16 protein-coding genes, 1 pseudogene, 1 riboswitch and 1 other annotated feature are annotated in these 24674 nt (G+C 37.1%); of the genes and pseudogenes, 12 read left to right on the top strand and 5 right to left on the bottom strand.

From position 1 onward, the window contains the following. The first annotated feature begins 168 nt into the window (after positions 1–168). The 3 genes from RGB74_RS09635 to metE all read left to right on the top strand — a co-directional run bounded on the left by RGB74_RS09635 (position 169) and on the right by metE (position 7136). Entirely contained in the window at positions 169–3024 is a 2856-nt protein-coding gene (locus tag RGB74_RS09635) for a 2-oxoglutarate dehydrogenase E1 component (protein ID WP_310762770.1), read from the top strand. Continuing rightward, entirely contained in the window at positions 3017–4279 is a 1263-nt protein-coding gene (gene odhB, locus RGB74_RS09630) for a 2-oxoglutarate dehydrogenase complex dihydrolipoyllysine-residue succinyltransferase (protein ID WP_310762769.1), read from the top strand. Before RGB74_RS09635 ends, odhB begins: the two co-directional genes overlap by 8 nt. Before the next feature lie 223 nt (positions 4280–4502). Further along, positions 4503–4696, top strand: a riboswitch (cobalamin riboswitch). A gap of 145 nt (positions 4697–4841) precedes the next feature. Beyond that, entirely contained in the window at positions 4842–7136 is a 2295-nt protein-coding gene (metE, locus tag RGB74_RS09625) for a 5-methyltetrahydropteroyltriglutamate--homocysteine S-methyltransferase (protein ID WP_310762768.1), read from the top strand. An 86-nt stretch (positions 7137–7222) separates the two neighbouring features. Here the strand turns inward: metE and RGB74_RS09620 are convergent, their stop codons facing one another. After that, positions 7223–8185, bottom strand: coding sequence for a quinone oxidoreductase family protein (locus RGB74_RS09620; protein WP_396136043.1), 963 nt, complete (start codon positions 8183–8185; stop codon positions 7223–7225). A gap of 176 nt (positions 8186–8361) precedes the next feature. Here RGB74_RS09620 and RGB74_RS09615 point away from each other — a divergent pair, with 176 nt between their 5' ends. Next, a complete protein-coding gene (locus RGB74_RS09615; protein ID WP_310762767.1) occupies positions 8362–8562 on the top strand; it encodes a DUF6501 family protein in 201 nt (66 codons plus the stop codon). Between the two features lie 234 nt (positions 8563–8796). Here RGB74_RS09615 and RGB74_RS09610 read toward each other — a convergent pair. Together RGB74_RS09610 and RGB74_RS09605 are read right to left on the bottom strand one after the other, a co-directional pair. Next, a pseudogene (locus RGB74_RS09610) lies at positions 8797–10178 on the bottom strand (peptide MFS transporter). 200 nt (positions 10179–10378) lie between these two features. Next, positions 10379–11461 (bottom strand): bifunctional 3-deoxy-7-phosphoheptulonate synthase/chorismate mutase, encoded by a 1083-nt coding sequence (locus tag RGB74_RS09605; RefSeq protein ID WP_310762766.1) that lies wholly within the window; start codon positions 11459–11461, stop codon positions 10379–10381. A gap of 314 nt (positions 11462–11775) precedes the next feature. After that, positions 11776–11976 (top strand) — a binding site (T-box leader). 44 nt (positions 11977–12020) lie between these two features. Between RGB74_RS09605 and aroC the strand changes: the two genes are divergently transcribed. From aroC to katA, 5 genes are all read left to right on the top strand, one after another. Then, positions 12021–13190, top strand: a complete 1170-nt coding sequence (gene aroC / locus RGB74_RS09600; RefSeq protein ID WP_310762765.1) for a chorismate synthase — start codon at positions 12021–12023, stop codon at positions 13188–13190. A gap of 1 nt (position 13191) precedes the next feature. Next, positions 13192–14265 carry a 3-dehydroquinate synthase gene (gene aroB / locus RGB74_RS09595; RefSeq protein ID WP_310762764.1) on the top strand — a complete coding sequence of 358 codons (1074 nt, stop codon included), beginning with the start codon at positions 13192–13194 and terminating at the stop codon, positions 14263–14265. A gap of 15 nt (positions 14266–14280) precedes the next feature. Next, complete coding sequence (locus tag RGB74_RS09590; RefSeq protein WP_310762763.1) at positions 14281–15378, top strand: prephenate dehydrogenase; 1098 nt, start codon at positions 14281–14283, stop codon at positions 15376–15378. 16 nt (positions 15379–15394) lie between these two features. Continuing rightward, the gene (gene aroA / locus RGB74_RS09585; protein ID WP_310762762.1) at positions 15395–16681 is read left to right on the top strand and encodes a 3-phosphoshikimate 1-carboxyvinyltransferase; all 1287 of its coding nucleotides are present in this window, start codon (positions 15395–15397) and stop codon (positions 16679–16681) included. Positions 16682–17000: 319 nt separating this feature from the next. After that, positions 17001–18461: a catalase KatA gene (gene katA, locus RGB74_RS09580; RefSeq protein WP_310762761.1), complete on the top strand. Its 1461-nt coding sequence runs from the start codon at positions 17001–17003 to the stop codon at positions 18459–18461. A gap of 48 nt (positions 18462–18509) precedes the next feature. On the opposite strand, the gene RGB74_RS09575 is transcribed toward katA, so the two are convergent. Next, the gene (locus RGB74_RS09575) at positions 18510–19118 is read right to left on the bottom strand and encodes a DUF2269 domain-containing protein (protein ID WP_310762760.1); all 609 of its coding nucleotides are present in this window, start codon (positions 19116–19118) and stop codon (positions 18510–18512) included. Positions 19119–19226: 108 nt separating this feature from the next. On the opposite strand from RGB74_RS09575, the gene RGB74_RS09570 reads away from it, so the two are divergent. Then, positions 19227–19844: a TetR/AcrR family transcriptional regulator C-terminal domain-containing protein gene (locus RGB74_RS09570; RefSeq protein WP_310762759.1), complete on the top strand. Its 618-nt coding sequence runs from the start codon at positions 19227–19229 to the stop codon at positions 19842–19844. 40 nt (positions 19845–19884) lie between these two features. Here RGB74_RS09570 and cbpA read toward each other — a convergent pair whose 3' ends face one another. Then, positions 19885–20532, bottom strand: a complete 648-nt coding sequence (cbpA, locus tag RGB74_RS09565) for a cyclic di-AMP binding protein CbpA (protein ID WP_310762758.1) — start codon at positions 20530–20532, stop codon at positions 19885–19887. A 415-nt stretch (positions 20533–20947) separates the two neighbouring features. Here cbpA and abc-f point away from each other — a divergent pair, with 415 nt between their 5' ends. Then, positions 20948–22564 (top strand): ribosomal protection-like ABC-F family protein, encoded by a 1617-nt coding sequence (abc-f, locus tag RGB74_RS09560; protein WP_310762757.1) that lies wholly within the window; start codon positions 20948–20950, stop codon positions 22562–22564. Between the two features lie 174 nt (positions 22565–22738). Continuing rightward, positions 22739–24220 (top strand): FAD-dependent oxidoreductase, encoded by a 1482-nt coding sequence (locus RGB74_RS09555; RefSeq protein ID WP_310762834.1) that lies wholly within the window; start codon positions 22739–22741, stop codon positions 24218–24220. Positions 24221–24674 lie beyond the last annotated feature (454 nt).

The following is a 24674-nucleotide window of genomic DNA, read 5'->3' as shown; positions in this document are numbered from 1 at the left end:
GGCAATTGACCATTGCTTACAGATGAAACCTTATCCAGGATAAGGTTCTTTCCGTTCATTGTTTGACAGCGCTTTAAATAGGGAAAAATTTAAGGACGTTATCATCATGAATCACCTGTTAACAGCAACAGCACAATACTCACAAAAGGAAGCAGGAGGGAACAAAAGATGAGTCATCAACGTTCCAAATCAGAAAATCCTTGGCAAGGACTGAATGGTCCAAATCTGGCTTATGTCCTTGAACTATATGACCAATATAGAGTGGATCCGGAATCTGTTGACAGTTCATTCAAAGAAAAGTTTGATGCTTGGGGAGCTCCAAGTGAAGGTTCAGCTCAAGAACCTGCTGCACAGAATCTTGATGGAATGAATTTAGAAAAATTAGCAGCGGCCTATAAGCTTGCGGAAAACATACGCACATACGGACATTTAGCAGCTAACGTATATCCAGTTGGAGAATTTCCAAAAGACATTCACCATATTGACCCGAAAGAATTCGACTTAACTATTGAAGATTTGAAAGCGATACCACCTTCCTTTATTTGGAAAGAAGCGCCATCCTCAGTGAACAACGGGTGGGAAGCGATTCAAATGCTCCAGGAAGTGTACACAAAAAACATTTCTTATGAGTTTAGCCATGTCCATGAAACTGAAGAACGCCAATGGCTGAACACAATGGTAGAAACGAGTCAACATTATCCTGATTTTTCAGCTGACGAGAAGAAAGAACTGCTTTACAGACTTTCGGAAGTGGAAGGATTTGAAAAATTCCTTCATAAAACATTTGTTGGTCAAAAGCGTTTTTCAATTGAAGGCGTAGATATGCTTGTACCTATGTTGGACGAAGCAGCAAAAGAAGGAGCTCGAGATGGTGCCGAACACGCACTTATCGGGATGGCTCACCGTGGACGTCTTAATGTCTTAGCACATGTTCTCGGTAAACCGCTGGAATTAATCTTTTCTGAATTCCACCATTCACCGAACAAAGAACTTGTTCCTTCAGAAGGTTCAAGAGGAATCAATTTTGGATGGACTGGTGACGTTAAGTATCACTTAGGAGCTAGCCGTACGATCGAAGCTGCCAAAGCACAAAAAATTAAAATCTCATTGGCTAACAATCCTAGTCATTTAGAATACGTAGACCCAGTAGTAGAAGGATATACAAGAGCTGCGCAAGAAAAGCGAGACAGCAAAGGCTATCCAGTACAAGATACTTCTAAAGCTTTAGCAATCCTTATCCATGGTGATGCAGCATTCCCTGGTGAAGGAATCGTTGCAGAGACGCTTAACTTAAGCCGTTTAAAAGGTTATCAAACAGGCGGGACACTTCATATCATTGCAAATAACTTGATCGGCTTCACGACAGACAGCAGCGACTCTCGTTCAACGAAATATGCGAGTGACCTTGCAAAAGGTTTTGAAATTCCTATCATTCATGTAAATGCAGATGATCCTGAAGCATGTATTGCGGCAGTTCGTCTAGCTTATGCATATCGTAAACGTTTCCAAAAAGACGTTTTAATTGACCTTATCGGCTACCGACGTTTTGGACATAACGAAATGGATGATCCTTCTGCAACTCAGCCAAAGCTTTACAAACAAGTAAACAGTCATGCGACAGTTCGTACTTTATACGCGCAGCAGCTTGTGAAAGATGGCTCATTAACAGAAGAAAAAGTTAAATCCATTGAAGATGAAGTGTTATCGAAGCATCAAACAGAATATGATAAAGTTCAAGGCAGAAAAGAAAAGTTCAGATTAGAAGATACTAGACTTCCAGAACCATTATCAAAAGCACTTCCTGATATCGATACCACAATGCCAGTATCTGAACTTCAGGAATTAACGGAAAAGATGTTGACTTGGCCAGAAAACTTTAATGTATATCCTAAAATCAAGCGAATTCTAGAACGCAGACGCAAAGCATTTCAAGATGAAAAAATTGATTGGGGAATGGCAGAATCTCTAGCATTTGCATCCATATTAAAAGATGGAACACCGATTCGAATTACAGGTCAAGATTCTGAGCGCGGAACGTTTGCACAGAGACATCTTGTACTCAATGACAGCGAAAACGGTAAAAAATTCTCGCCGCTTCATGGTATAGACGATATTAATGTATCATTTGCTATTCATAACAGCCCGCTCTCTGAATCTTCAGTAGTTGGCTTTGAATACGGATATAACGTTTTTGCACCAGAGACCCTTGTAATATGGGAAGCTCAATATGGTGACTTCGCTAACGTATCACAAGTATTGTTCGACCAGTTCCTCTCAGCAGGTCGTGCGAAATGGGGACAAAAATCGGGAATGGTTCTTCTTTTACCACATGGATATGAAGGACAAGGGCCTGAGCATTCAAGTGCCCGCTTAGAACGTTTCTTGCAGCTAGGTGCGGAAAACAACTGGACTGTTGCAAACGTAACTACTGCATCTCAATATTTCCATCTTTTAAGACGTCAAGCGAAGCTTCTTTCAATGGATGAAGTACGTCCATTAGTTGTAATGACTCCTAAGAGTTTACTTCGTGATGCGAAAGTCGCATCTGTTGCTGAAAACTTTGAAAATGACCATTTCAAACCATTATTTGAGCAGCAGGGTCTTGGCAAGGAAAAAGAGAAAGTGAAAAAAATCTTGTTATGTTCTGGTAAAATTGCGATTGATCTTGAAAAAGCACTAGAGCAGGATCAAATCGAAAGAACAGAATTGCATATTGTTCGTGTAGAACAAATCTATCCGTTCCCGGAAGAAGAAATGAATGCACTTTTAAAAGAATACCCGAATGTAGAAGATTTGATCTGGGTCCAAGAAGAACCTAAAAATATGGGATCTTGGCTTTACATTGAACCTAAACTTCGTGCTGTAGCGCCAAATGGTGTACATGTTTCTTATATTGGCCGACAAGAACGTTCAAGTACCGCTGGCGGAGAGCCTGACATTTATAAAAAAGAACAAGAACAAATCATCCAAACATCGTTAGCAATAGACATTCAATCGCGAGAGGGAGGCCGTGAACATGTTTGAAGTTAAAGTTCCGGAATTAGCCGAATCAATTTCAGAAGGTACAGTTGCACAGTGGCTAAAAAAAGAAGGTGAAGCAGTTGTTAAAGGTGAAGACTTAGTCGAATTAGAAACGGACAAAGTCAACATCGAAATAAGTGCAGAACGAGATGGAGTTCTAAAAAGCATTCAAGTTCAGCCTGGCGACACTGTATCAGTTGGAGACGTAATCGCTATGATCGCTGATAGCGGAGCAGCTGAGACTGAAAGTACTTCAGAAGAAAAAACCGAAGCACAGCCGAAAGAAGAAGCTGCTCAAAAACAAGAACCAACTGCTGCAAAGGAAGAAACAGAAGAAACTAAAGCTGCTGATCGTCCGATCGCATCTCCAGCAGCTCGTAAACTTGCAAGAGAAAAAGGAATCGATCTTACAGAAGTTTCTACTCGTGATCCACTTGGACGAGTTCGTACAGAAGACGTAAAGCGTCATTCTGAAAGTCCAAGTGAAAAATCCGCTCCAAGCACTTCTAAGCCAGCAGCACAGCAAACAAAAGCTGCTGAACCAGTAAATCCGGACAAACCTGTTGAACGTGTGAAAATGTCACGCAGACGCCAAACGATCGCTAAACGTCTAGTTGAAGCACAGCAAACGGCTGCAATGCTAACAACATTTAACGAAGTAGATATGACTGCGATCAATGAAGTTCGTGCTCGCAGAAAAGACAAGTTCTTTGAACAAAATGGTGTTAAATTAGGTTATATGTCGTTCTTTACGAAAGCTGTTGTAGGAGCACTTAAAAAATTCCCTGCTGTAAATGCAGAAATCCAAGGCGACGAAATGGTCTTGAAGAAATTTTATGATATTGGTATTGCTGTAGGTGCCGAAGAAGGACTAGTTGTACCTGTTGTACGTAATGCCGATCGTATGAGCTTTGCTGCAATCGAAAAAGAAATTGGAGATCTTGCACAAAAAGCCCGTTCTAAGAAATTAACTCTTGAAGAACTTCAAGGCGGATCATTCACAATTACTAACGGCGGTATATTTGGTTCTATGCTTTCAACACCTATTTTAAATGCGCCTCAAGTTGGTATTTTAGGAATGCATACGATTCAATGGAGACCTGTCGCTATTGATAAAGAGCGCATGGAAAACCGTCCAATGATGTATATTGCTCTTTCTTATGATCACCGAATTGTTGATGGAAAAGAAGCAGTAAGCTTCCTTTCAACAGTTAAAAATCTTTTAGAAGATCCGGAATCATTGTTATTAGAAGGTTGATTAACTTTAGTCCTGTACGTCTTAATAGACGTCCAGGGCTTTTTTTTTGCAACTGTATTTGCATTTTGCAAATAAGTCACTTGAGTTTTACAACCGGAAAATTAAAACTTATTTGAGTTTTGCAAGTATATAATGTGATGGTTTTTCTTTTTGACAGTGCTAAATTCGCATGCTAAGATGTCTATTAAATTCTAAATTATATTAAAAAAACGAATTTATTTAAAATTTTATATATACAACAGGTGCTGCGTGATTTTTTCACTCAGCTTAAAAGGGAAGACCGGTGAGATTCCGGCGCGGTCCCGCCACTGTAATAGTGAGCATTTTATTAGAAACCACTGTTTTGCTTGAAAATGGGAAGGTCATAAAATGCAATGAACTTAAGTCAGGATACCTGCCTTGTTGTACACGCTTATACTCTACGTGGATATAGAGGGGAGTGAGATATGTGTTGAGAATGATTGATGGTCTCAACTCTAGTTAATATTACGTAATAAATCTCTCTTTCTGACTTGAAAGAGGGATTTTTTTGTTGAGACACATAAAAAGGAGTGTGAATGAGATGAATCAGGTGAAATGTTCAAACTTGGGGTATCCAAGAATTGGAGAGAATCGTGAATGGAAAAAAGCACTGGAACAGTTTTGGTCTGGCAAGCTTGAAAAAGAGGAATTCTTAAAACAATTAACGGAAATACGTCTAACGCATTTAAAAAAGCAAAAAGATTTCGGAATTAACTTAATACCTGTTGGAGACTTCAGTTTATATGATCATGTACTCGATACGGCTACTATGTTCGGACTTGTACCAAAACGTTTTTCTTATGATGGTGGTATTGTACCTATTGAGACTTATTTTGATATTGCACGAGGAACAAAGGATGCAGTAGCTTCTGAAATGACAAAATGGTTTAACACAAACTATCATTACATCGTTCCAGAAATAGGAGATAGAGAACCACAACTGACAGAAAACCTGCCGCTTCAATATTTTAGGGAAGCCAAAGAAAGATTAAATATCAATGGGAAGCCAGTCCTTCTTGGTCCCATTACTTTTGTAAAGCTATCAAAAGGCTATTTAGAAAGAGACACAAAAGACACAATAAACCAGCTAGTACCACTATATTCTCAAATATTGAGTGAATTGGAGAATGAAGGTGCCGAATGGGTTCAAATGGATGAACCGATTTTATCTACAACCCTTACTAAAGAAGAATTTACGATATTTGAGGATGTTTATCAAACCCTTCATGATGCAGCACCGCATTTAAAATTAATACTACAGACTTATTTTGATAGTATAGAGCACTATGAAGCTGTAATGAGACTTCCTGTACAAGGAATAGGACTCGATTTTGTTAATGATCAAGGTGAAAATCTTATGGCGTTAAAAAGATATGGTTTTCCGAAAAATAAAGTACTTGCTGCCGGCATAATTGATGGGCGAAATATATGGAAAGCAAATCTTAATGATAAGTATTCCTTTTTAGAAGACTTATGTGAAGCTGTCTCAAAAGACCGTCTAATAATTCAGCCTTCATCTAGTTTAATGCATGTTCCTGTGACTATTAAAAATGAAAAAAGCATTGAGGATATCATAAAAGAAGCAGTATCTTTCGCAGATGAAAAATTACATGAAATTAATTTGCTGACAAATGGATTAAATAACGGGAGAAAATCCATTCTGAAAGAAGCGGAAGCAAGTGCCAAAGCTATTTCTGAATTAAACCGTTCATCCTTTAGAAATGATCATCTCATTTCAGAGGCTATGGAAAACATTGATACATATTCGGTAGAGCGTGATGTTCCTTTTCATATACGTAATGAGATTCAAAGTAAAGCACTTCAATTACCGATTCTCCCCACCACAACAATTGGAAGTTTCCCGCAAACTTCAGAACTTAGAAAACAGCGGCTTAAGTGGAGAAAAGGGGAGTTGTCCCAAAATAAATATGACGAATATATAAAATTAGAAATCGAAAAGTGGATAAAAATCCAAGAAGATATAGGACTTGATGTTTTTGTACATGGAGAATTCGAACGTACAGATATGGTTGAATACTTCGGAGAGAAATTAGGCGGATTCCAATTTACGAAAAATGGCTGGGTGCAATCTTATGGGTCGCGATGCGTAAAACCACCACTCATTTATGGAGATGTTTATTATCATAAAGCTATGACAACCAAGGAAACATTGTATGCTCAATCTTTAACAAATAAGCCTGTAAAAGGAATGTTAACCGGACCTATTACTATTTTGAACTGGTCGTTCGTTCGCGACGATCTACCAAGATATGATGTAGCTAATCAGATTGGACTAGCTCTTCGAAAAGAAGTTAAAATACTTGAAGAAAACGGTGTACGAATGATTCAAGTCGATGAACCAGCACTAAGAGAAGGCTTACCTTTGAAACGTCAAAAATGGGAAAGTTATCTTAATGCAGCTGTTAATGCCTTCAAACTTTGCACTTCGTCAGTAAAGAATGACACACAAATTCATACTCATATGTGTTATTCAGATTTTGAAGATATTATCGAATCAATTAAAGCCTTAGATGCAGATGTGATTTCTATAGAAACTTCGAGAAGTCATGGAGAACTAATTAACGCATTTAAAGAAATCTCTTATGATAGTGGTATTGGTCTTGGAGTATATGATATCCATAGCGCACGCGTTCCGAGACTGGACGAACTACAAAAAAATGTCAGCCGTGCAATTCAAGTGCTGGATCCAAAATTATTTTGGATCAACCCTGATTGCGGCTTAAAAACCAGGAGAATAGAAGAAACGATTAAAGCATTAGAAGTAATGGTAAAAGCTACAAAACAGGCACGTGAAGAACTGTTAGTTAAAGGGTAAGTTCAATTAAATGAAGCGGCTAAAATCCAGCCGCTTTATTCTTCTTTTTATCGCTTTTTTCACTCAAAGAATCCTATAATCCTTGTTTAAGGAATAAGCAATATTTTCCCTGTGCTTTTTCTGCTTTCTATATAATCATGTGCTGCTCCACCATCTTTTAATGGGAAGACAGTATGCAAAAGATTTAATTTTCCGCTTTTTACCCACTCAAACAATTCTTGAGAACGTTTTACTCGTTCCTCATGTGATGTCAGTACATTCCAAAGGTCTCCGCCAGTTAAGGTTTTAGAGGTGTCCATCAGCATTCGAGGATCAATTTTAACAGGATCTCCGCCTGCCATACCAAAAAACACTACAGTCCCACCTACCCGGGTAACATCAAAACTATCCATTATTGTGGAACCAACTGATTCATATACGACATCTACACCTTTTTCTGATGTGTATTTCATAATTTCCTTTTTCCATTCTTCTTTATAAAGGAAAACCTTATCGGCTCCAGCTGATAAGGCTTTTTCACGTTTATCTTCTGAGGAAGTTAGACCGATTACATCGCCGCCTAATATCTTAATGATTTGAATAAGGATCTGGCCAACACCACCTGCAGCAGCATGAACGACGGCAAGGCTTTTTTGCTTAATGGAAAAACTATCTTTTGTTAAATAATGTGCAGTAAGACCTTGAAGTAAGAGGGATGATGCTGCTTCAAAAGAAACACCACCTGGAATGGGAATTGCCTTTTCTTTTGGAACAACGACTAATTCGGCATTTGCTGAAGGTACATCCGCAAACGCTATACGATCACCAATTTTGATATCCTGTACATTTTTTCCTACTTGTTTTACGATACCAGCACCTTCATAACCAAGTAAGTAAGGTGGCTGACCTTCTAAGTGATAGTTGCCTTTACGTCTATATACGTCTGCATAATTTAAACCGATTGCTTTCATTTCTAACAAAAGATCATCTGTTCCAATAGAAGGATCTGCTATTTCACGATATTTTAATACATCTGAGCCGCCAAATTTATCAAATACGAGTGCTTTCATTTTCATTCTCCATTCATAGATGTCTGATTTCATTATTATTGTAACCATTTTCAAGTGACTTTGGCTATGAAATAGACTAATGAATTACCTTATTTGACATAGAACCCTTTGCCACATTAGAATTTGAATAGAACAAGTTCTACAAAAGACAAAATTGAAACAGGAGTGATCCGATTATGATTCATTTAGAATGGGCAGAGCGGCCGACAATTAGAGAAATTAAATGCGTACATACAAATGCAGAGAAATATATGGTAGACCGGGCATTAACTGCTGGTAAAATGTATGAATTAAAAAATGAAACGGAAGAGTTCTACTTTGTTGTTGATAACTCAGGCAAAGTAGGGGGGTACTACAAAGAATATTTCGAAGGTTAAACAAAAATCAAAAGTCAGGACTCGCTAATCCAACGAGTATTGGAAATAATTCAACAGGTTTTGGTTATAAACCACCGAGAAATACCAATATTCCACCGAATTTTACTCATATACTCCCGAACTGACATAAACTTACAAAAAACGTCAATGCCATATCCCTAAATGGCATTCCCTGTTTAAAACTAGAAAAAAGGCTGACCTCAAAGTTTATACTTTAAGGTCAGTCTTTTTTTGTCATTCTTCATTAAAAAGCATACCATGGAGTTTTTTAGATACCAATAGAAGAATTAATCCCAATACAAAAGCCGCTACTCCAATAACTAAGAAAATTTCCAAATAGCCAAGAGAGTGGGTGAGAGCTGCTAGTTTTCCGGATACAAAGTTAGCAACCGCTGAACTAAACAACCAAACTCCCATCATAAGAGATGCAATTTTTACAGGAGACACTTTATTTACTAAAGATAATCCAACCGGCGATAAGAAAAGCTCACCAATTGTATGAAATAAATAAGTCACAATAATAAATAACATGTTTGCTTTAATGGTAATGTTAGATTCATCACTGCCGGTTTGCAGGACTGCAGGAATGAGTACTAAAAACCCTAATCCTAATAAAATCATTCCAAATGCCATTTTCGTAGTAGCTTTTAAGTCTCCTCTAGGAGTATTTGATAGTCTATACCAAAAAGCTGAGAGCATTGGTGCTAAAATTATGATGAATAATGGATTAATGGATTGGAACCAAGAAGTTGGCACTGTATAGCCAAAAACATTCCGATCTAAAATTTTTGAGTATATAGCGTAAATGAGCTTCCTGCTTGTTCAAAACCTGCCCAGAAGAAAACGACGAAACATGCCACTAAGATTAGTCCAAGTGTACGCTGCTTTTCCTTTTTTGTTAAAGGTTCCGTTGTCCCTTCAGGTGTAGCTGTTTGGGCTCTCATCGGCTTTGTTCCAGTATCACCTAAATATTTTCGACTGAAAACATTAAAGATAATTTGACCAATCATCATACCAATTGATGAGGCTAGAAAAGCATATTGAAATCCAAAATGTTCGATTCCATCAGTATCAGTAAAATGGAATAAGTCTTCAGCTAAATAACCAGCGATAAGAGGAGCAAAAAACGCACCTAAATTTATTCCCATATAAAAAATGGTGAACGCCGCATCTTTGCGCTTGTCATTTCGATCTGGGTACAATTCTCCAACTAACGTAGAGATGTTTGGTTTGAAAAATCCGTTACCTATAATAAGTAAGAAAAGTCCAAGATAAACCCCTGTTTTTGAATCAAAGGCAAACATTGAAAAATCACCGAGTGCCATTGTAATACCGCCAATTGTAATGGCAGTTCTAAGTCCCATGAACTTATCTGTTAACCAGCCTCCTAATAAAGGGGTAAAGTAGACCGCACCCGTGTAAAACCCGTATAACATCATTGCTTTTGCAGGATCCATCCCGAGACCGCCACTAACTAAGGCAGTAGTGAGGTAGAGGACTAATACAGCTCGCATTCCATAATAACTATATCTTTCCCACATCTCTGTAATGAACAAGAGATATAAACCACGGGGATGTTTTTTAGTTGTTTTTCCATCTGTTAATGCTGCTTCCAATAGTTTTCACTCCTGTCGTTTTTTGTCGAACACAAATAATTATAATTAACTAAATATTCAACTTCAAGGAAATTCTAAGAAGTTGAAATATTAATAAAGTTAAGTATTTTCTGTCTATAACCCATGCAGCCTTATAAATAAAGAAAAAAGACATGCATAGAAGCATGTCTTTTTTTATAAAAATTAATGAAATTGTCAGTTTATTGGTGAATGTATTTCATCTTTTCTTTACTCAATAATGCATCCATGAACTCATGGAACTCTGGGATATCCATTTGCTGAGCAGAATCAGATAATGCTACTGCTGGATCTGGATGTACTTCAGCCATTACAGCATCTGCGCCGATAGCCATTGCAGCTTTAGCAGCTGGTAAGAGTAGATCCTTTCTTCCTGTTGAGTGAGTAACGTCTACAACAACCGGAAGATGCGTTTCTTTCTTTAAGATAGGAACAGCAGAAATATCTAATGTGTTACGCGTAGCACGTTCATAAGTACGAATACCACGTTCACAAAGGATGATTTGGCTGTTGCCTTGTGCTAAAATGTATTCAGCAGCGTACATGAATTCTTCGATTGTTGCTGCGAGGCCACGTTTAAGAAGGACAGGTTTATTTACAGAACCCGCTGCTCTTAATAGATCGAAGTTTTGCATGTTACGAGCGCCGATTTGGATTACATCAACATAATCAAGTGCAGTTTCAATATCATTTGGATTTAAAATTTCACTAACAACTGCAAGCTGGTGCTCATCGGCTACTTTACGTAAAATCTTTAGACCCTCAAGACCGAGTCCTTGGAAGTCATATGGAGAAGTACGCGGCTTGTAAGCACCGCCGCGGATTAATGTTAATCCTTTTCCAGCAATTACTTCGGCGACTTGTTTTACTTGTTCGTAGCTTTCAACAGCACATGGTCCCATAATGAAGTGAGGGTTTCCGTCACCAATCTTTTCACCTTTTACATTAACAATTGTATCTTCAGGTTTCTTTTTACGGGAAACGAGTAAGGCTTTTCGGTTATCATCTTTTTGAAGTTCTAAACTTGCTTTGAAGATTTGTTTGAAAATATGCTGAACCGTCGATGTTTCGAATGGTCCATCATTATGAGAAGCGATTAAATCCAAAAGATTTCTTTCCCTTACCGGGTCAAAACGTTTAACACCTTGCATTTCTTTTAATTTACCGATCTGTTGAGCAATGTCACCGCGCTCATTTAAGAGTTTTAAAATTTTAAGAGTAACATCATCCATTTGAGTTCTTAATACATCCAATTCGTTTGACACAGCGTTTCCTCCTCATAATATATCTCTGTTTTTTAGATCCTATTAAAGCGGTCGCAAATAGGCTTAGCATTTATCAAAATTATCAACTGGGCACTTTCGCGCTTTAAAGCGTGTATCTCATAAAGTATTGTTTGTAACTTTAAAGGGTATTCGTTAGAAAGTCAAGGGCATAATTAAATTTTTTTACTTTTTACATAATCTTTTTTCTATTTATTGACGAATATAGTAGTGTAATGTAAATTTTTAAACAAGCGTTTGAAATTTCTTTACAACAACGCTTCAACGTGTTAAAACTGTCTATAACTTTATATCGTTAAAACGCTATGATAGAAAAACAGTAATGAACGGGTTCCCTGTTTTAGAGAGCTGATGGTGGTGCGAATCAGTACATAACCTTTCATGAATTACAATTCTGGAGCTGCTTATATATAAGCCGGATTATCCGTTATTTCAATGAAGGTGGCAAAGCCTATGCTTTGCTGTTAGGGTGGTAACGCGATATATTCGTCCCTGCTATTAGCAGGGATTTTTTTGTACTTTCAAACAGGAGGAATGTGAAATGAGATATTTAACTGCAGGAGAATCACATGGTCCGCAATTAACAACAATTATTGAGGGTGTACCTGCGGGACTGCCTCTTTTAGCAGAAGACATTAACGAAGAGCTGGCTAGAAGACAAAAAGGACATGGCCGAGGCCGCAGAATGCAAATAGAAAAAGATCAGGTACAAATTTTAAGTGGAGTCAGGCATGGTGTAACTTTAGGATCACCCATTACGCTTGCAGTAGAGAACAAGGATTTTACTCACTGGACAAAAATCATGGGTGCTGAACCTTTAGAAGATGATCAAACAGAAGTGAAACGGGTGATATCGCGTCCTCGTCCAGGTCATGCTGACTTAAATGGTGCAATTAAATATAACCATAGAGATATGAGGAATGTGCTGGAGCGTTCATCAGCAAGAGAGACTACAGTTAGAGTTGCTGCAGGAGCAGTTGCTAAGAAAATTTTAAGTGAACTCGGTGTTCAAATCGGAGGGCATGTACTCGAAATAGGCGGTATTAAAGCTAATGAAACGAATTATGAAAATATTAACGAATTACGCAGTATTACAGAAGAATCACCAGTAAGATGTTTAGATGAGCAAGCTGGCAAAAAGATGATGGAAGCAATTGATACCGCAAAAGAGAATGGGGATTCAATTGGAGGCGTAGTCGAAGTAATTGCTGAAGGAATGCCAGTCAGTGTCGGAAGCTATACCCATTATGACAAGAAACTTGACGCAAAATTAGCTGCAGCAGTTATGAGCATCAATGCATTTAAAGGTGTTGAAATTGGTATTGGCTTTGAAGCAGCGCGAAAACCTGGCAGTGAAGTGCATGATGAAATTAAATGGGATATTGAACATGGCTATACGAGAAAATCAAATAACGCTGGTGGATTTGAAGGTGGAATGACAACTGGGATGCCTGTTGTTGTAAGGGGCGTTATGAAGCCAATCCCAACTTTATACAAACCGTTGCAAAGTGTTGATATTGAAACTAAAGAAGCTTTTGCAGCAAGTATTGAACGATCTGACAGCTGTGCGGTTCCAGCAGCAAGTGTTGTTGCAGAATCAGTAGTTGCATGGGAACTTGCTAAAGCAGTTGTAGAACAGTTTGGTTTAGACAATATGGAAGCCATTAAGAAAAATATCACACAGCATCAAGAACGTGCTAGGACGTTTTAGAATGCAGACCATTACAATCACAACGCCATCAAAAAATTATCCTGTTCATTTAGGAGAGAACACTATATCACAATTAGTGCCGATTTTAAAAGAACTTGACCCTTCTCCAAAAAACATATTAATAATTACAGATGAAAATGTAGGAAAGCTTTATTTAAATGACGTGGAGAAATTATTAGAAAATCATTATTCATATTATTCTGTCCAATTGAAAGCAGGAGACGGTGAAAAATCCTTCGATAATTATTATTCCTGTCAAAGCATTGCCTTAGAAAAAGGACTTGACCGTACATCGGTCATCCTTGCATTAGGAGGCGGAATGATAGGAGATATCGCAGGATTTGTTGCAGGCACATATATGAGAGGAATAAGGTTCATACAAATTCCAACGACTATTCTTGCTCACGATAGTGCAGTAGGTGGAAAAACAGGCATCAACCATCCTATAGGAAAAAACATGATCGGTGTTTTTCATCAACCGGAAGCAGTGATCTATTCTACAGAATTACTTGCTTCATTGCCTGAAAACGAAATTAGATCAGGTTTCGCTGAAGTTATTAAGCATTCGTTAATCGCAGACAAAGAATTTTATTATTGGCTTCGAGATAATTTGTATTCATTTCTTTCCTTATCTCAGAACCATTTACTTAAATCTCTCACAAGAGGTATTCAGATAAAGAATGAAGTTGTAACAGAAGATGAAAGGGAAACAGGTGTAAGAGCCTACTTGAATTTCGGGCACACACTTGGCCATGCAATAGAAGCAGAACTTCATTATAAAGGGATTACTCATGGAGAAGCAGTGGCGCTTGGAATGCTATTTGCTTTATCACTTCAAGAAGAAACGATTCAACTTGGTAAAGATCTGAAAGTGTGGTTTAGAGAACTTGGTTATCCTGCACTGCCAAAACATCTATCGGTCCCTTCACTAATTGAACGAATGAAAAAAGACAAGAAGGCCACTAAAGGTAACATTCATATGGTTCTTTTAAAAGACATTGGTGTACCTTATTTAACAACCATTACCACAAATGAATTAGAAATAAAGTTAAATGAATTTTTGCAAGAGAGGTAAAGAAGGAGCTTTTCCATGAAAAATGTATTACTGATTGGAGTAGGATTAATAGGCGGATCGATTTCATTAACGATTAAAAAAGAGCACAATGCTGTCATTTATGGATATGACGTAGTTAATAAAAATTGTGAGACAGCTGTTTCATTAGGTATTATTGATAAAATCTCTGCGGATTGGAAACAAGATGCTTTAACAGCAGATCTTATCCTTATTGCTACACCGGTCGAAGAGACATTAAGAATAATGGACATTATTAGTTCCATTACTCCAGCAATCAAAGCACTGATAATGGATGTAGGCAGCACCAAAAGTACAATAATGGAAAAAGCAGAAAAACTAGCGAAGAAAGGGATTACCTTCATCGGTGGCCACCCAATGGCAGGGTCCCATAAAACGGGTGTAGAAAGTGCAAAATTACACCTTTTCGAAAATGCTTACTATATGTTAACACCTGTTTCAAATACACCTGAAAGCAAATTGAATGAATCAAAAGAATGGCTAAAAGGGACTAGGGCTAAGCTTTTGACGATAAAACCTGAAGAGCATGATTTTCTCACAGGGATCGTTAGTCATTTTCCTCATTTGATTGCTTCAAGTCTTGTAAGACTCGCAAAAAATCATTCTGAAGGTAACCCATTAGTACAGCAATTAGCAGCAGGTGGGTTTCGTGATATTACTAGAATTGCATCAAGTTCTCCTAAAATGTGGAGCGATATCGTCAGCCAGAACAAAGCCCATTTGCTTTCGCTTTTACATGAATGGAAAGAAGAAATGGATACAGTTATCACTTACGTTGAAAATGGCAGCCAGGCTGAACTTTATGATTACTTTAACGGTGCCAAACAATTCCGGGATGGATTGCCGGTGCGGTCTAAAGGGGCTATTCAGCCATTTTCAGATTTGTATGTTGATATATTAGATAAAGTAGGGACTCTCTCTCAAGTAACTAAGATCTTGGCTGATGCTAAAATCAGTATTATAAACATATCCATTTTGGAAGTCAGAGAAGGATTAAACGGTGTTCTGAGAATCAGTTTCCAAAGTGAAGAAGAAAGGGATCTAGCACAGCAATTATTACAAAATGAAGATTATTTAGCACATATTACTTTATAAGAAAGGGTGGCCGCAATTGGAAAAACAACTGAATCCCATTAAAAGTTTAAACGGTACAATTAAAGTTCCTGGCGATAAATCGATCTCGCATCGTGCTGTCATGTTCGGATCCATAGCTGAGGGAACAACTACAATTAACGGTTTTTTGACTGGCGAGGATTGTTTAAGTACTATTTCTTGTTTCAGAAAGCTCGGTGTTCGTATAAAACAAACGAATGAACAAGTAACAATAGAAGGAAAAGGGCTTTCAGGCTTACAGCCATCAAAAGAGGAATTATACGTAGGGAATTCAGGGACTACCATCAGGCTTTTGATGGGCATTTTATCCAATACTCCATTTGCATCAGTGTTAACTGGAGATGAATCAATCGCCAAAAGACCCATGAATCGAGTAACTCAGCCACTAAATGAGATGGGTGCCAAAATAGAGGGCAATGACGAAGGAAATAAAGTTCCGCTACAAATTACAGGCGGCAGCACTAAAGGGATTGATTATCATTCAAAAATCGCCAGTGCACAAGTCAAATCAGCTATTTTACTTGCAGGTCTAAATGCAGAAGGGGTAACGTCTGTGACAGAACCTGCAAAATCAAGAGATCATTCTGAACGTATGCTCGAAGCTTTTGGATGTAATGTTGAACAAAACGGACTAACAGTTTCAGTAAAAGCTGGACAACAATTAAAAGGTACACATATCGAAGTTCCAGGAGACATATCATCAGCTGCATTTTTTTTAGTTGCCGGGGCGATAATTCCAGACAGTATAATTACGCTAAAAAAAGTTGGTCTTAATCCTACCCGAACAGGAATACTTGATGTATTAGAAAATATGGGGGCAAAGGTACAATTCGAAAACGTAAACAGTGAAAGTTCCGAACCTTATGGTGACCTTGTTATTCAAACCTCGGAATTAAAAGGCACGATCATCAAAGGTGATTTGATCCCGCGATTAATTGATGAGATACCAATTATTGCACTTGCTGCTACTCAAGCTATAGGAAAAACTATTATCCAAGATGCGCATGAGTTGAGAGTAAAAGAAACAGATCGAATTCAAACAGTTGTTGATGAACTTAGTAAAATGGGTGCAAACATAGAGGCAACGGAAGACGGAATGATTATTCATGGCAAAACATCTTTAAAAGGCGCTCGAGTTGACAGTTATGGTGATCATAGAATTGGTATGATGCTAAGTATTGCTTCTTGCATAGCTAAAGGTGAAACTAGGTTAACAAATCCTGAAGCAGTAGCTGTATCCTATCCAGCATTTTATGATCAACTTAAGTCTCTATCGAATTCATAAAAAACGCTGTTTTTCTATTGTTTATGAAAATAAACTGTTGAAAAAATTGATAGGATCGGAAGCCGCACGCACTGTGATAAGGGAACAATTGAAGAGGAAATCAATCACTCAATATCAACAATGGTTAAATAAACAGCAAAAATAATTTACAATAGGAGCTGACTTTAAACAAGTCAGCTCCTATTTATGTTTAAAAGTCATGATTCGACACTTTATAACATTTTTCATATAATAATAATTATAAAAAAGTATTGATTATCCATTGAGAAGTGATATCATTAATGGTGTTCAATAATTTATTTTAATGAGGTGACGTTTTATGACTAATGAAAGGAAGCATTTGACGACAAGCTGGGGAGCACCCGTAGGGGATAACCAGAATTCAATGACTGCAGGATCACGCGGACCCACATTAATTCAAGATGTTCATCTATTAGAAAAACTCGCACACTTCAATAGGGAAAGAGTACCTGAACGAGTTGTACATGCAAAAGGTGCAGGTGCCCATGGATACTTTGAAGTAACGAATGACGTCAAAAAATATACAAAAGCTCACTTTTTATCTGAAGTTGGAAAATGTACTCCATTATTTGTTCGTTTTTCTACAGTTGCTGGAGAGAATGGCTCAGCAGATACCGTACGTGATCCACGGGGTTTTGCTGTGAAATTTTACACGGAAGAAGGGAACTATGACTTAGTTGGAAACAACACACCTGTTTTCTTCATACGAGATGCAATTAAATTTCCGGACTTCATTCATACTCAAAAACGTCACCCGCAAACTCACTTGAAAAACCCGAACGCAATTTGGGACTTTTGGTCATTATCTCCTGAATCCCTTCATCAAGTAACGATACTTATGTCTGATCGAGGTATACCAGCAACTTTCCGCCATATGCATGGTTTTGGCAGTCATACATTTAAATGGGTTAATGCAGATGGAGATGGAGTTTGGGTGAAATATCATTTTAAAACAGAACAAGGTGTTAAAAACTTATCAAACGAACTCGCTGCTAAACTAGCAGGTGAAAACCCCGATTATCATACAGAAGATCTTTTCCATGCAATCAAAAATGGCGACTTTCCTGCTTGGAAATTATATGTACAAATTATGCCACTAGAAGATGCGAAATCGTATCGTTTTGATCCGTTTGACGTTACTAAGGTCTGGTCACAAAAAGACTATCCGCTAATTGAAGTGGGACGTATGGTTTTAAATAAAAATCCTGAAAATTATTTTGCCGAAGTTGAACAGGCAACGTTTTCACCTGGCACATTAGTACCGGGAATCGACGTATCTCCAGATAAAATGCTGCAAGGCAGATTATTCGCTTATCATGATGCACATCGGTATCGTGTAGGGGCGAATCATCAAGCCCTGCCAATTAATCGTTCGCGAAATGAAGTGAATAACTATCAGCGGGATGGTCAGATGCGTTTTGATCATAACGGGGGTTCTGCAGTTTATTATGAACCTAATAGTTTTGAAGGACCTATGGAATCTTCCGAAAACAGACAAGCGGCATATCCGGTTGATGGAGTTGCTGAAAGTGTTTCGTATGACCACCACGATCACTTTACACAGGCTGGTGATTTATACCGTCTTTTATCAGAAGAAGAAAAAGACCGTCTTGTATCAACGATCATTGGTGCGATGGAACCGGTAGAAAGCGATAATATCAAATTACGTCAAATCGGCCACTTCTATAAAGCAGATCCAGACTATGGAATGAGAATTGCAAATGGGCTTAGTTTATCAATCCCGCAAGAAGTAAAATAAATCAAATCAAAACATGAAAAGACGACAGCAATAGAGCTATCGTCTTTTTTATATAGATATATCCTTCTTATTTTTTTGATTTCTTTTTCCCCATGGTTTTACGTAGGAGATGACTACCAAAAATAATAGGAGAACTAAGCTAAAAGTTATCCCCAAAAATAATCCTTGCAAGTTAGATAGATAAAAAGAATTTTCTAATGGATGAACGGGATTTGAAAAGATTTCCTCAAAATGGTCATGAATCCACATTCTCATAAAATTAGCCCCAAACACGATTGCCACAACATTCCCAATCCATTTTACAAGCACCCAATAATGCTTTGTAGCTCCCCAATGTGTACGAACTGCAAGCCAAATACCAGTTATGAAAGTACCTATTCCACCTGGTATGATTAAAAACCAGTCTGAATATTGAATGAACAGGTGTGCAGCATAAATGAGTTCACGGCTTTGCGTAAATTTGGTAGAAACGGCTAATAAGAGGGTGGTTAACAGACCTCCGAAATAAATAATAACAAAGAAAATATGGGCTATTAACCATAAATTCTTCTGTTTTGGATTAAATTTTACAGATCTCTTTTTGCCAATCCAAGTGAACAATGCAAGCAAACCTAAAAGCACAAGAGGCATAACAATTAAATTTATTAACAAAAGCATATAAAAACACCTCCGAAAATTTATCTAACACCGTTAGTCTAACACTGTTAGTTTATTCCGAAGATGGTATAATGTCAATATAATTATGTTTTGGGAGCGATTTAAGTCATGGAAATTCAAATAGATAAAGAGCATATCATTCAAGCAGCACTGAAATTACTGAATCAATCTGGAATACATTCCTTATCCATGCGGAAATTAGCTGATCAACTGGGAATAAAGGCATCATCCATTTACTGGCATGTTAAAAACAAATCAGAATTGCTTCAGTTGTTAGCAGAGAGAATCACAGAAAAGATATCTTATCCCGGAGAACCTTTTACTTGGGATAAAGGGTTGAAAGTCATAGCAAATAATTATTTGGAAGTTTTGCTGTCTTATAGAGATTCTGCTGAAATCATGATGATTACACCGCCATTTACACCGAATCGTTTATCACTTATCGAATTTGTTTACAGCCTTTTTATAAAGGCGGGTATACCTAAAGAGGAAATTCAATCCGCAGCTTCACTATTTAACAATTACATCTTGTCATTTGTAATGGACGAAGTGAAAATTGGTGAACAAGATCAATTAACCGATTTAAGTAAGATGCAATCTTTTAAGGATGCAGAAAAATATCCGTTATTAGCTTCCGTTCATTCTCCTGAGAAAGAACAGGATATGATTCAAAGATTTCAGTGGGGGCTAGAAGTTTTGATTTCTGGATTTAAATCAATAAAATAACAAAAAAGACGCCCTTTTGATAAGGACGTCTTTTCACTATTTAAACACTTGCAAAAGTTCTTAGATCCTCAATATCAGCTACTTTAAATCCATTTGCTTCAATACGATGCACCAACAACTCAATCTCTTTAAGAGAAACACTTTCATTAAACGTAATAACTACCCTGCGGAGAAATTGTTTTCCTGCGTCCTGTGTAAATACACCTTCTAAATTGTATTCTTCAGGTATGACCGTAAACAATTTTCTTAGGGAACCTTTTCCTTCTGTCGTGGAAACAGTCAAGGAGTAGCCGCCTTTTTTAATTCCATAAGAATCTTCCAAAATATCCATTACCTTTGAATGGGTAATAATTCCTAAGAATTGGTGGTTATCATCAACGACAGCCATAAAAGGAAGACGTCTTATTGTGAATAAAACTTTAAAATAAGGTGTATTCTCATGGATAAAAGCATCTTTTTCTTCAACGATTCTGCTGACATGGTCCTTTACAGAACCAACATTTTCTATAATATAGTCGGATGTCGTCTCTTTAAAAAGCAAGCCTACAAATTTCTCTTCTTTTTCGTCCAATACTGGTATACAGCGGTAGCCCGATTGAATAATAGTGAAACGAGCCTCGCTAATCGACATATTTTCTGTTACATACTTTACTTTAGATTTTACTAGGTAATTAGATTTAACTTTCATGTGACACACCCTTTTCAGAATAATAGAAATATTTTAAAAGTATTTCGACATAAACTACAATATACCTGCTTTTCCATTTATTCAACTACAACTTTTTTCCTGATTTGCACAACTGAATATTCTGTCATATAATAAAATGGAAATTATTTATTAAATCTAATTAAAGGAGGTGTAAGGAATGCTTAATGGTGTACAACTATTTAACTGGTTAGTAGTTTTCAGATCGATTACTTACGTATTTTCTCAAAATTGGATTAGTCTGTCCAAAATCAGTTATTTTAATAGTTCACATCGATAAGCGACCTTACCCTATCCTTTTTCATTTAGACTGAAAACCCGTGGGCTAAGTTATATGCTCACGGGTTTTTTATGCAGGAAAAGGACAGTGGAAATAATAATTAAGGAGAACATAAAAATGATTATATGCACTGTTCAAAATACAAAAAAAATGTACGGCGGAAATGAAATACTAAAAAATCTTTCTTTTGAAATTCATGAAACTGACCGAATAGGAATCGTTGGCCGAAATGGCTCCGGAAAAACCACGTTGTTTAAATTAATCAGTGGAACAGATCAACCTGATTCAGGATCAATTTTTATTAAAAAAGAAGCTAGAGTCGGATATCTTGTACAAATACCGGACTGCGACCCGCAATCAACTGTTTATGAAACAGTTGCTGCTGCCTTCCAACAATTAAGGGAAATCGAACAAAACATACAAAAGGTAACTTTATTAATAAGTGATCCAACACAATCAGACAAACTGGAGAAAAATTTAAACAAATTATATAAACTGCAAGAAACCTATGAAGATTTAGGCGGATATGCTATTGACTCCAAGATAAACGGTGTAATGAGCGGCCTTGGAATCTCTCATTTGTCCAATCAATTATTCAAAGATATAAGCGGAGGGGAACAAACAAAGGTTGGGTTAGCATGTCTTCTGCTAAAAGAACCTGAATTGCTTCTTCTCGATGAACCTACTAACCATCTTGATGTCGATACGATAAACTGGTTGGAAAATTACTTGCAAAAATATAAAGGTGCAGTTCTGATCATCAGTCATGATCGATATTTCTTAGATCAAGTAACGACCAAAACAATCGATATTGATGAAGGTGAATGCATTACTTACAGTTGTTCCTATTCACAGTTCATAAAGGAAAAAGAAAAAAACCTTTTATTGGAATTCGAAAAATACCAAGAACAGCAGAAGAAAGTCAAGAAAATCAAGGAATCTATTAAACAGCTCAGAGAATGGGGAGCACGTTCTGGGAATGAAAAATTCTTTCGCAGAGCAAGAAATATGGAGAAAGCTTTGCATCGTATTCAAAATATGAAACGGCCTTTGCTCGATAAGAAAAAGGCAGCTTTCGAATTTAATGTTAATAAAAGAAGCGGGCAAGATGTCGTCATTCTTGAAGAAGTTACTAAACAAATAGAAGACCGAATCCTTTTTAATAATATTAATCTTCAAATCAGATTTGGCGAGAAGATTGCTTTAGTCGGAAAAAATGGAACTGGAAAAACAACACTAATTAAAATGCTGCAAGATGGCTCAGTAAATAACGGACATATAAAACTCGGACCTTCCGTTTCAATCGGCTACTTGTCACAAAAAGGACTTGATGCACCTCCTAATTTATCAGTTCTAGATATTTTTAAAGATAAAGTAGTTATGGAAGATGGAGAAGCGAGACATCATCTTGCTAAATTCTTATTTTACGGTCCAGCTGTTTATAAAAAAGGGGCAGATTTAAGCGGAGGAGAGCGAACACGACTAAGACTTGCTCAGCTTGTTTACGAAGGATTTAACTTTCTCATTCTCGATGAACCTACAAATCATTTAGATATTGAATCTCGTGAAGCGCTGGAATCAGCACTTGAGGAATTTAATGGTACCATCCTAGCAGTTACACATGACCGCTATTTTATGAATAAGTTATTTGAACGGACCATTTGGTTAGAAGACGGACATTTAGATAACTACACAGGCAACTTCAGTTACGCACTTCAAAAACGAACAGAATAAGCCCACTAGAACAGGCTGATTTTTAGCCTGTTTTTCTTTTTTTGATTGTTTCATATACCTCTAGGGAATAATGGAGAAGAAATAAGGTGAAAAAGTAGGAGGTCTTTTGTTTTGAATCACGATGATCAAGTTTTACCGCAATTTCCTGAACCTTTATGGAGACAAAACATTGAAATGCCGAAATATCAATCAGTAACCAGAAATGAAGAATCAGAAGTAGTGGTTGTAGGTGCTGGAATTTCAGGAATTACAACCGCTTATTTACTTGCAAAAGAAGGTCGGAAAGTCATTCTGATCGATGCTGGGAAAATCATGAACGGGACAACCGGACATACAACGGCAAAAATTACGTCCCAGCATGGTCTTATTTACAGTAAACTCATCACACATCTCGGCATTGACCGAGCGAAAAAATATTATCAATCCAATGAATTTGCTGGTCGATTTATTCATGATCTGGTTAAGGAAAAGAACATACATTGCAACTATGAACCTCACGATGCTTATCTTTATGCCGATACCGAAGAAGGTGTAAAAAAATTAGAAAAAGAAGCATTAGCATATGAACATTTGGAGATAGATGGAGATTTAATTAAAAACATTCCATTTGATATTCAACATAAAAAAGCTCTCGTTATGAGGAACCAGGCACATTTTCACCCGCTAAAATATTTAACAGCATTAGTAAATGAACTAGAAAACCTTGGAGTAAAAATGTATGAAAACACTACCGCAGCAGATATACAAGAAAGCAAAAGTGATAAAAAAGCGACTGTTATAACCGAAAATGGTCATGAAATAAAAGCTAACTTCGTTGTTTGCTGCACTCACTTTCCTTTTTTTGATGGAATGGGCTTTTATTTCACTAGAATGATGGCAGAACGTTCTTATGTCTTAGCGGTTAAAACGAAAGATAAATTTCCTGAAGGGATGTATTTAAGTGTTGATGATACAGTCCGCTCGTATCGAACCATATTACAAGATGGTGAAAAAATTGTACTCATAGGCGGCGAAAGTCATCAAACCGGGCAAGGTATTCCGACTCACCTCCATTATGAGGCATTATTAAAAGAAGCCAAGAAAACATTAAATGTAGAAAGAGTATTATCTCGCTGGTCTGCACAAGATCTCATAACTCTCGATAAAGTACCTTTTATCGGAAAACTCACTCATAAACATGATCATATTTTCGTGGCTACAGGATTTAAAAAATGGGGAATGACAACAGGAACTTTAGCTGCCCATATTATTCGCGATTATATTTTAGATCGGGAAAATGAGTATGCCGAATTATATAAACCACAACGTTTTCAAGCTGATCCATCAGATCTGAAACAGTTTATAAAAGAAAATGCTGATGTAGCAAAACACTTTGTGTCAGGTAAATTGGATAAACCAGCCAAACATCCACAAAGTCTTAAAAAGGGAGAAGGCGGTTCAGTAACCTTAGAAGGAGAAAGATGCGGCGGTTTTCGAGATGCTAATGGAGAACTTCACATAGTCGATACGAAATGTACTCATTTAGGTTGTGAAGTTGAATGGAACAGTGGTGATCGTACTTGGGACTGTCCATGCCATGGATCTCGTTTTACCTATGATGGAGCAGTAGTTGAAGGACCCGCGAAAAAGCCGCTAAAAAAGATAAACTTAAATTGAATATTACTGTAATAAAAGCCTTGAAAGACCGCTTCATAGCGAGCTTTTGAGGTTTTTTTGTGTAGTAAGAACCTTGAATTATCCATCCGGAATTTTTGATGTTCTTTTAGCTGGTTGTCGAAATTTGTAGAAAAACTTAATTAATTAAAATGAGACTTAATTTAATCAAAAGAGACTTAATTTAATCAAAAGAGACTTAATTTAATCAAAAGAGACTTAATTATTTCAAATTAGACTTAATACTTGAAATTTAAATAATCTTTTACAGCTGGAACTCATAAAAACCCCAAGCTTACTAATAAAAAGAAGAGATTACCATGCATTTATACAAATACAACGATATTTAATGAAAAATTTATTCTCGAGCTCATGTGACATCCCATTTCTAAATCATCACCCGAAAACCAAAGGAAATATAATCATATGAAATAACCCTTAATCTAAAACAAGAAAA

The organism is Bacillus sp. NEB1478 (assembly GCF_031582965.1).
Taxonomy (GTDB): domain Bacteria; phylum Bacillota; class Bacilli; order Bacillales; family Fictibacillaceae; genus Fictibacillus.
The sequence above is the reverse complement of the archived record's forward strand: the minus strand, read 5'-3'. Positions and strand labels throughout refer to the sequence as shown.

Coding starts and splice junctions, on each gene's coding strand:
- RGB74_RS09635 (WP_310762770.1), top strand. CDS start 169: ATGAGTCATCAACGTTCCAAATCAGAAAATCCTTGGCAAGGACTGAAT.
- odhB (WP_310762769.1), top strand. CDS start 3,017: ATGTTTGAAGTTAAAGTTCCGGAATTAGCCGAATCAATTTCAGAAGGT.
- metE (WP_310762768.1), top strand. CDS start 4,842: ATGAATCAGGTGAAATGTTCAAACTTGGGGTATCCAAGAATTGGAGAG.
- RGB74_RS09620 (WP_396136043.1), bottom strand. CDS start 8,185: ATGAAAGCACTCGTATTTGATAAATTTGGCGGCTCAGATGTATTAAAA.
- RGB74_RS09615 (WP_310762767.1), top strand. CDS start 8,362: ATGATTCATTTAGAATGGGCAGAGCGGCCGACAATTAGAGAAATTAAA.
- aroC (WP_310762765.1), top strand. CDS start 12,021: ATGAGATATTTAACTGCAGGAGAATCACATGGTCCGCAATTAACAACA.
- aroB (WP_310762764.1), top strand. CDS start 13,192: ATGCAGACCATTACAATCACAACGCCATCAAAAAATTATCCTGTTCAT.
- RGB74_RS09590 (WP_310762763.1), top strand. CDS start 14,281: ATGAAAAATGTATTACTGATTGGAGTAGGATTAATAGGCGGATCGATT.
- katA (WP_310762761.1), top strand. CDS start 17,001: ATGACTAATGAAAGGAAGCATTTGACGACAAGCTGGGGAGCACCCGTA.
- RGB74_RS09575 (WP_310762760.1), bottom strand. CDS start 19,118: ATGCTTTTGTTAATAAATTTAATTGTTATGCCTCTTGTGCTTTTAGGT.
- RGB74_RS09570 (WP_310762759.1), top strand. CDS start 19,227: ATGGAAATTCAAATAGATAAAGAGCATATCATTCAAGCAGCACTGAAA.
- cbpA (WP_310762758.1), bottom strand. CDS start 20,532: ATGAAAGTTAAATCTAATTACCTAGTAAAATCTAAAGTAAAGTATGTA.
- abc-f (WP_310762757.1), top strand. CDS start 20,948: ATGATTATATGCACTGTTCAAAATACAAAAAAAATGTACGGCGGAAAT.
- RGB74_RS09555 (WP_310762834.1), top strand. CDS start 22,739: ATGCCGAAATATCAATCAGTAACCAGAAATGAAGAATCAGAAGTAGTG.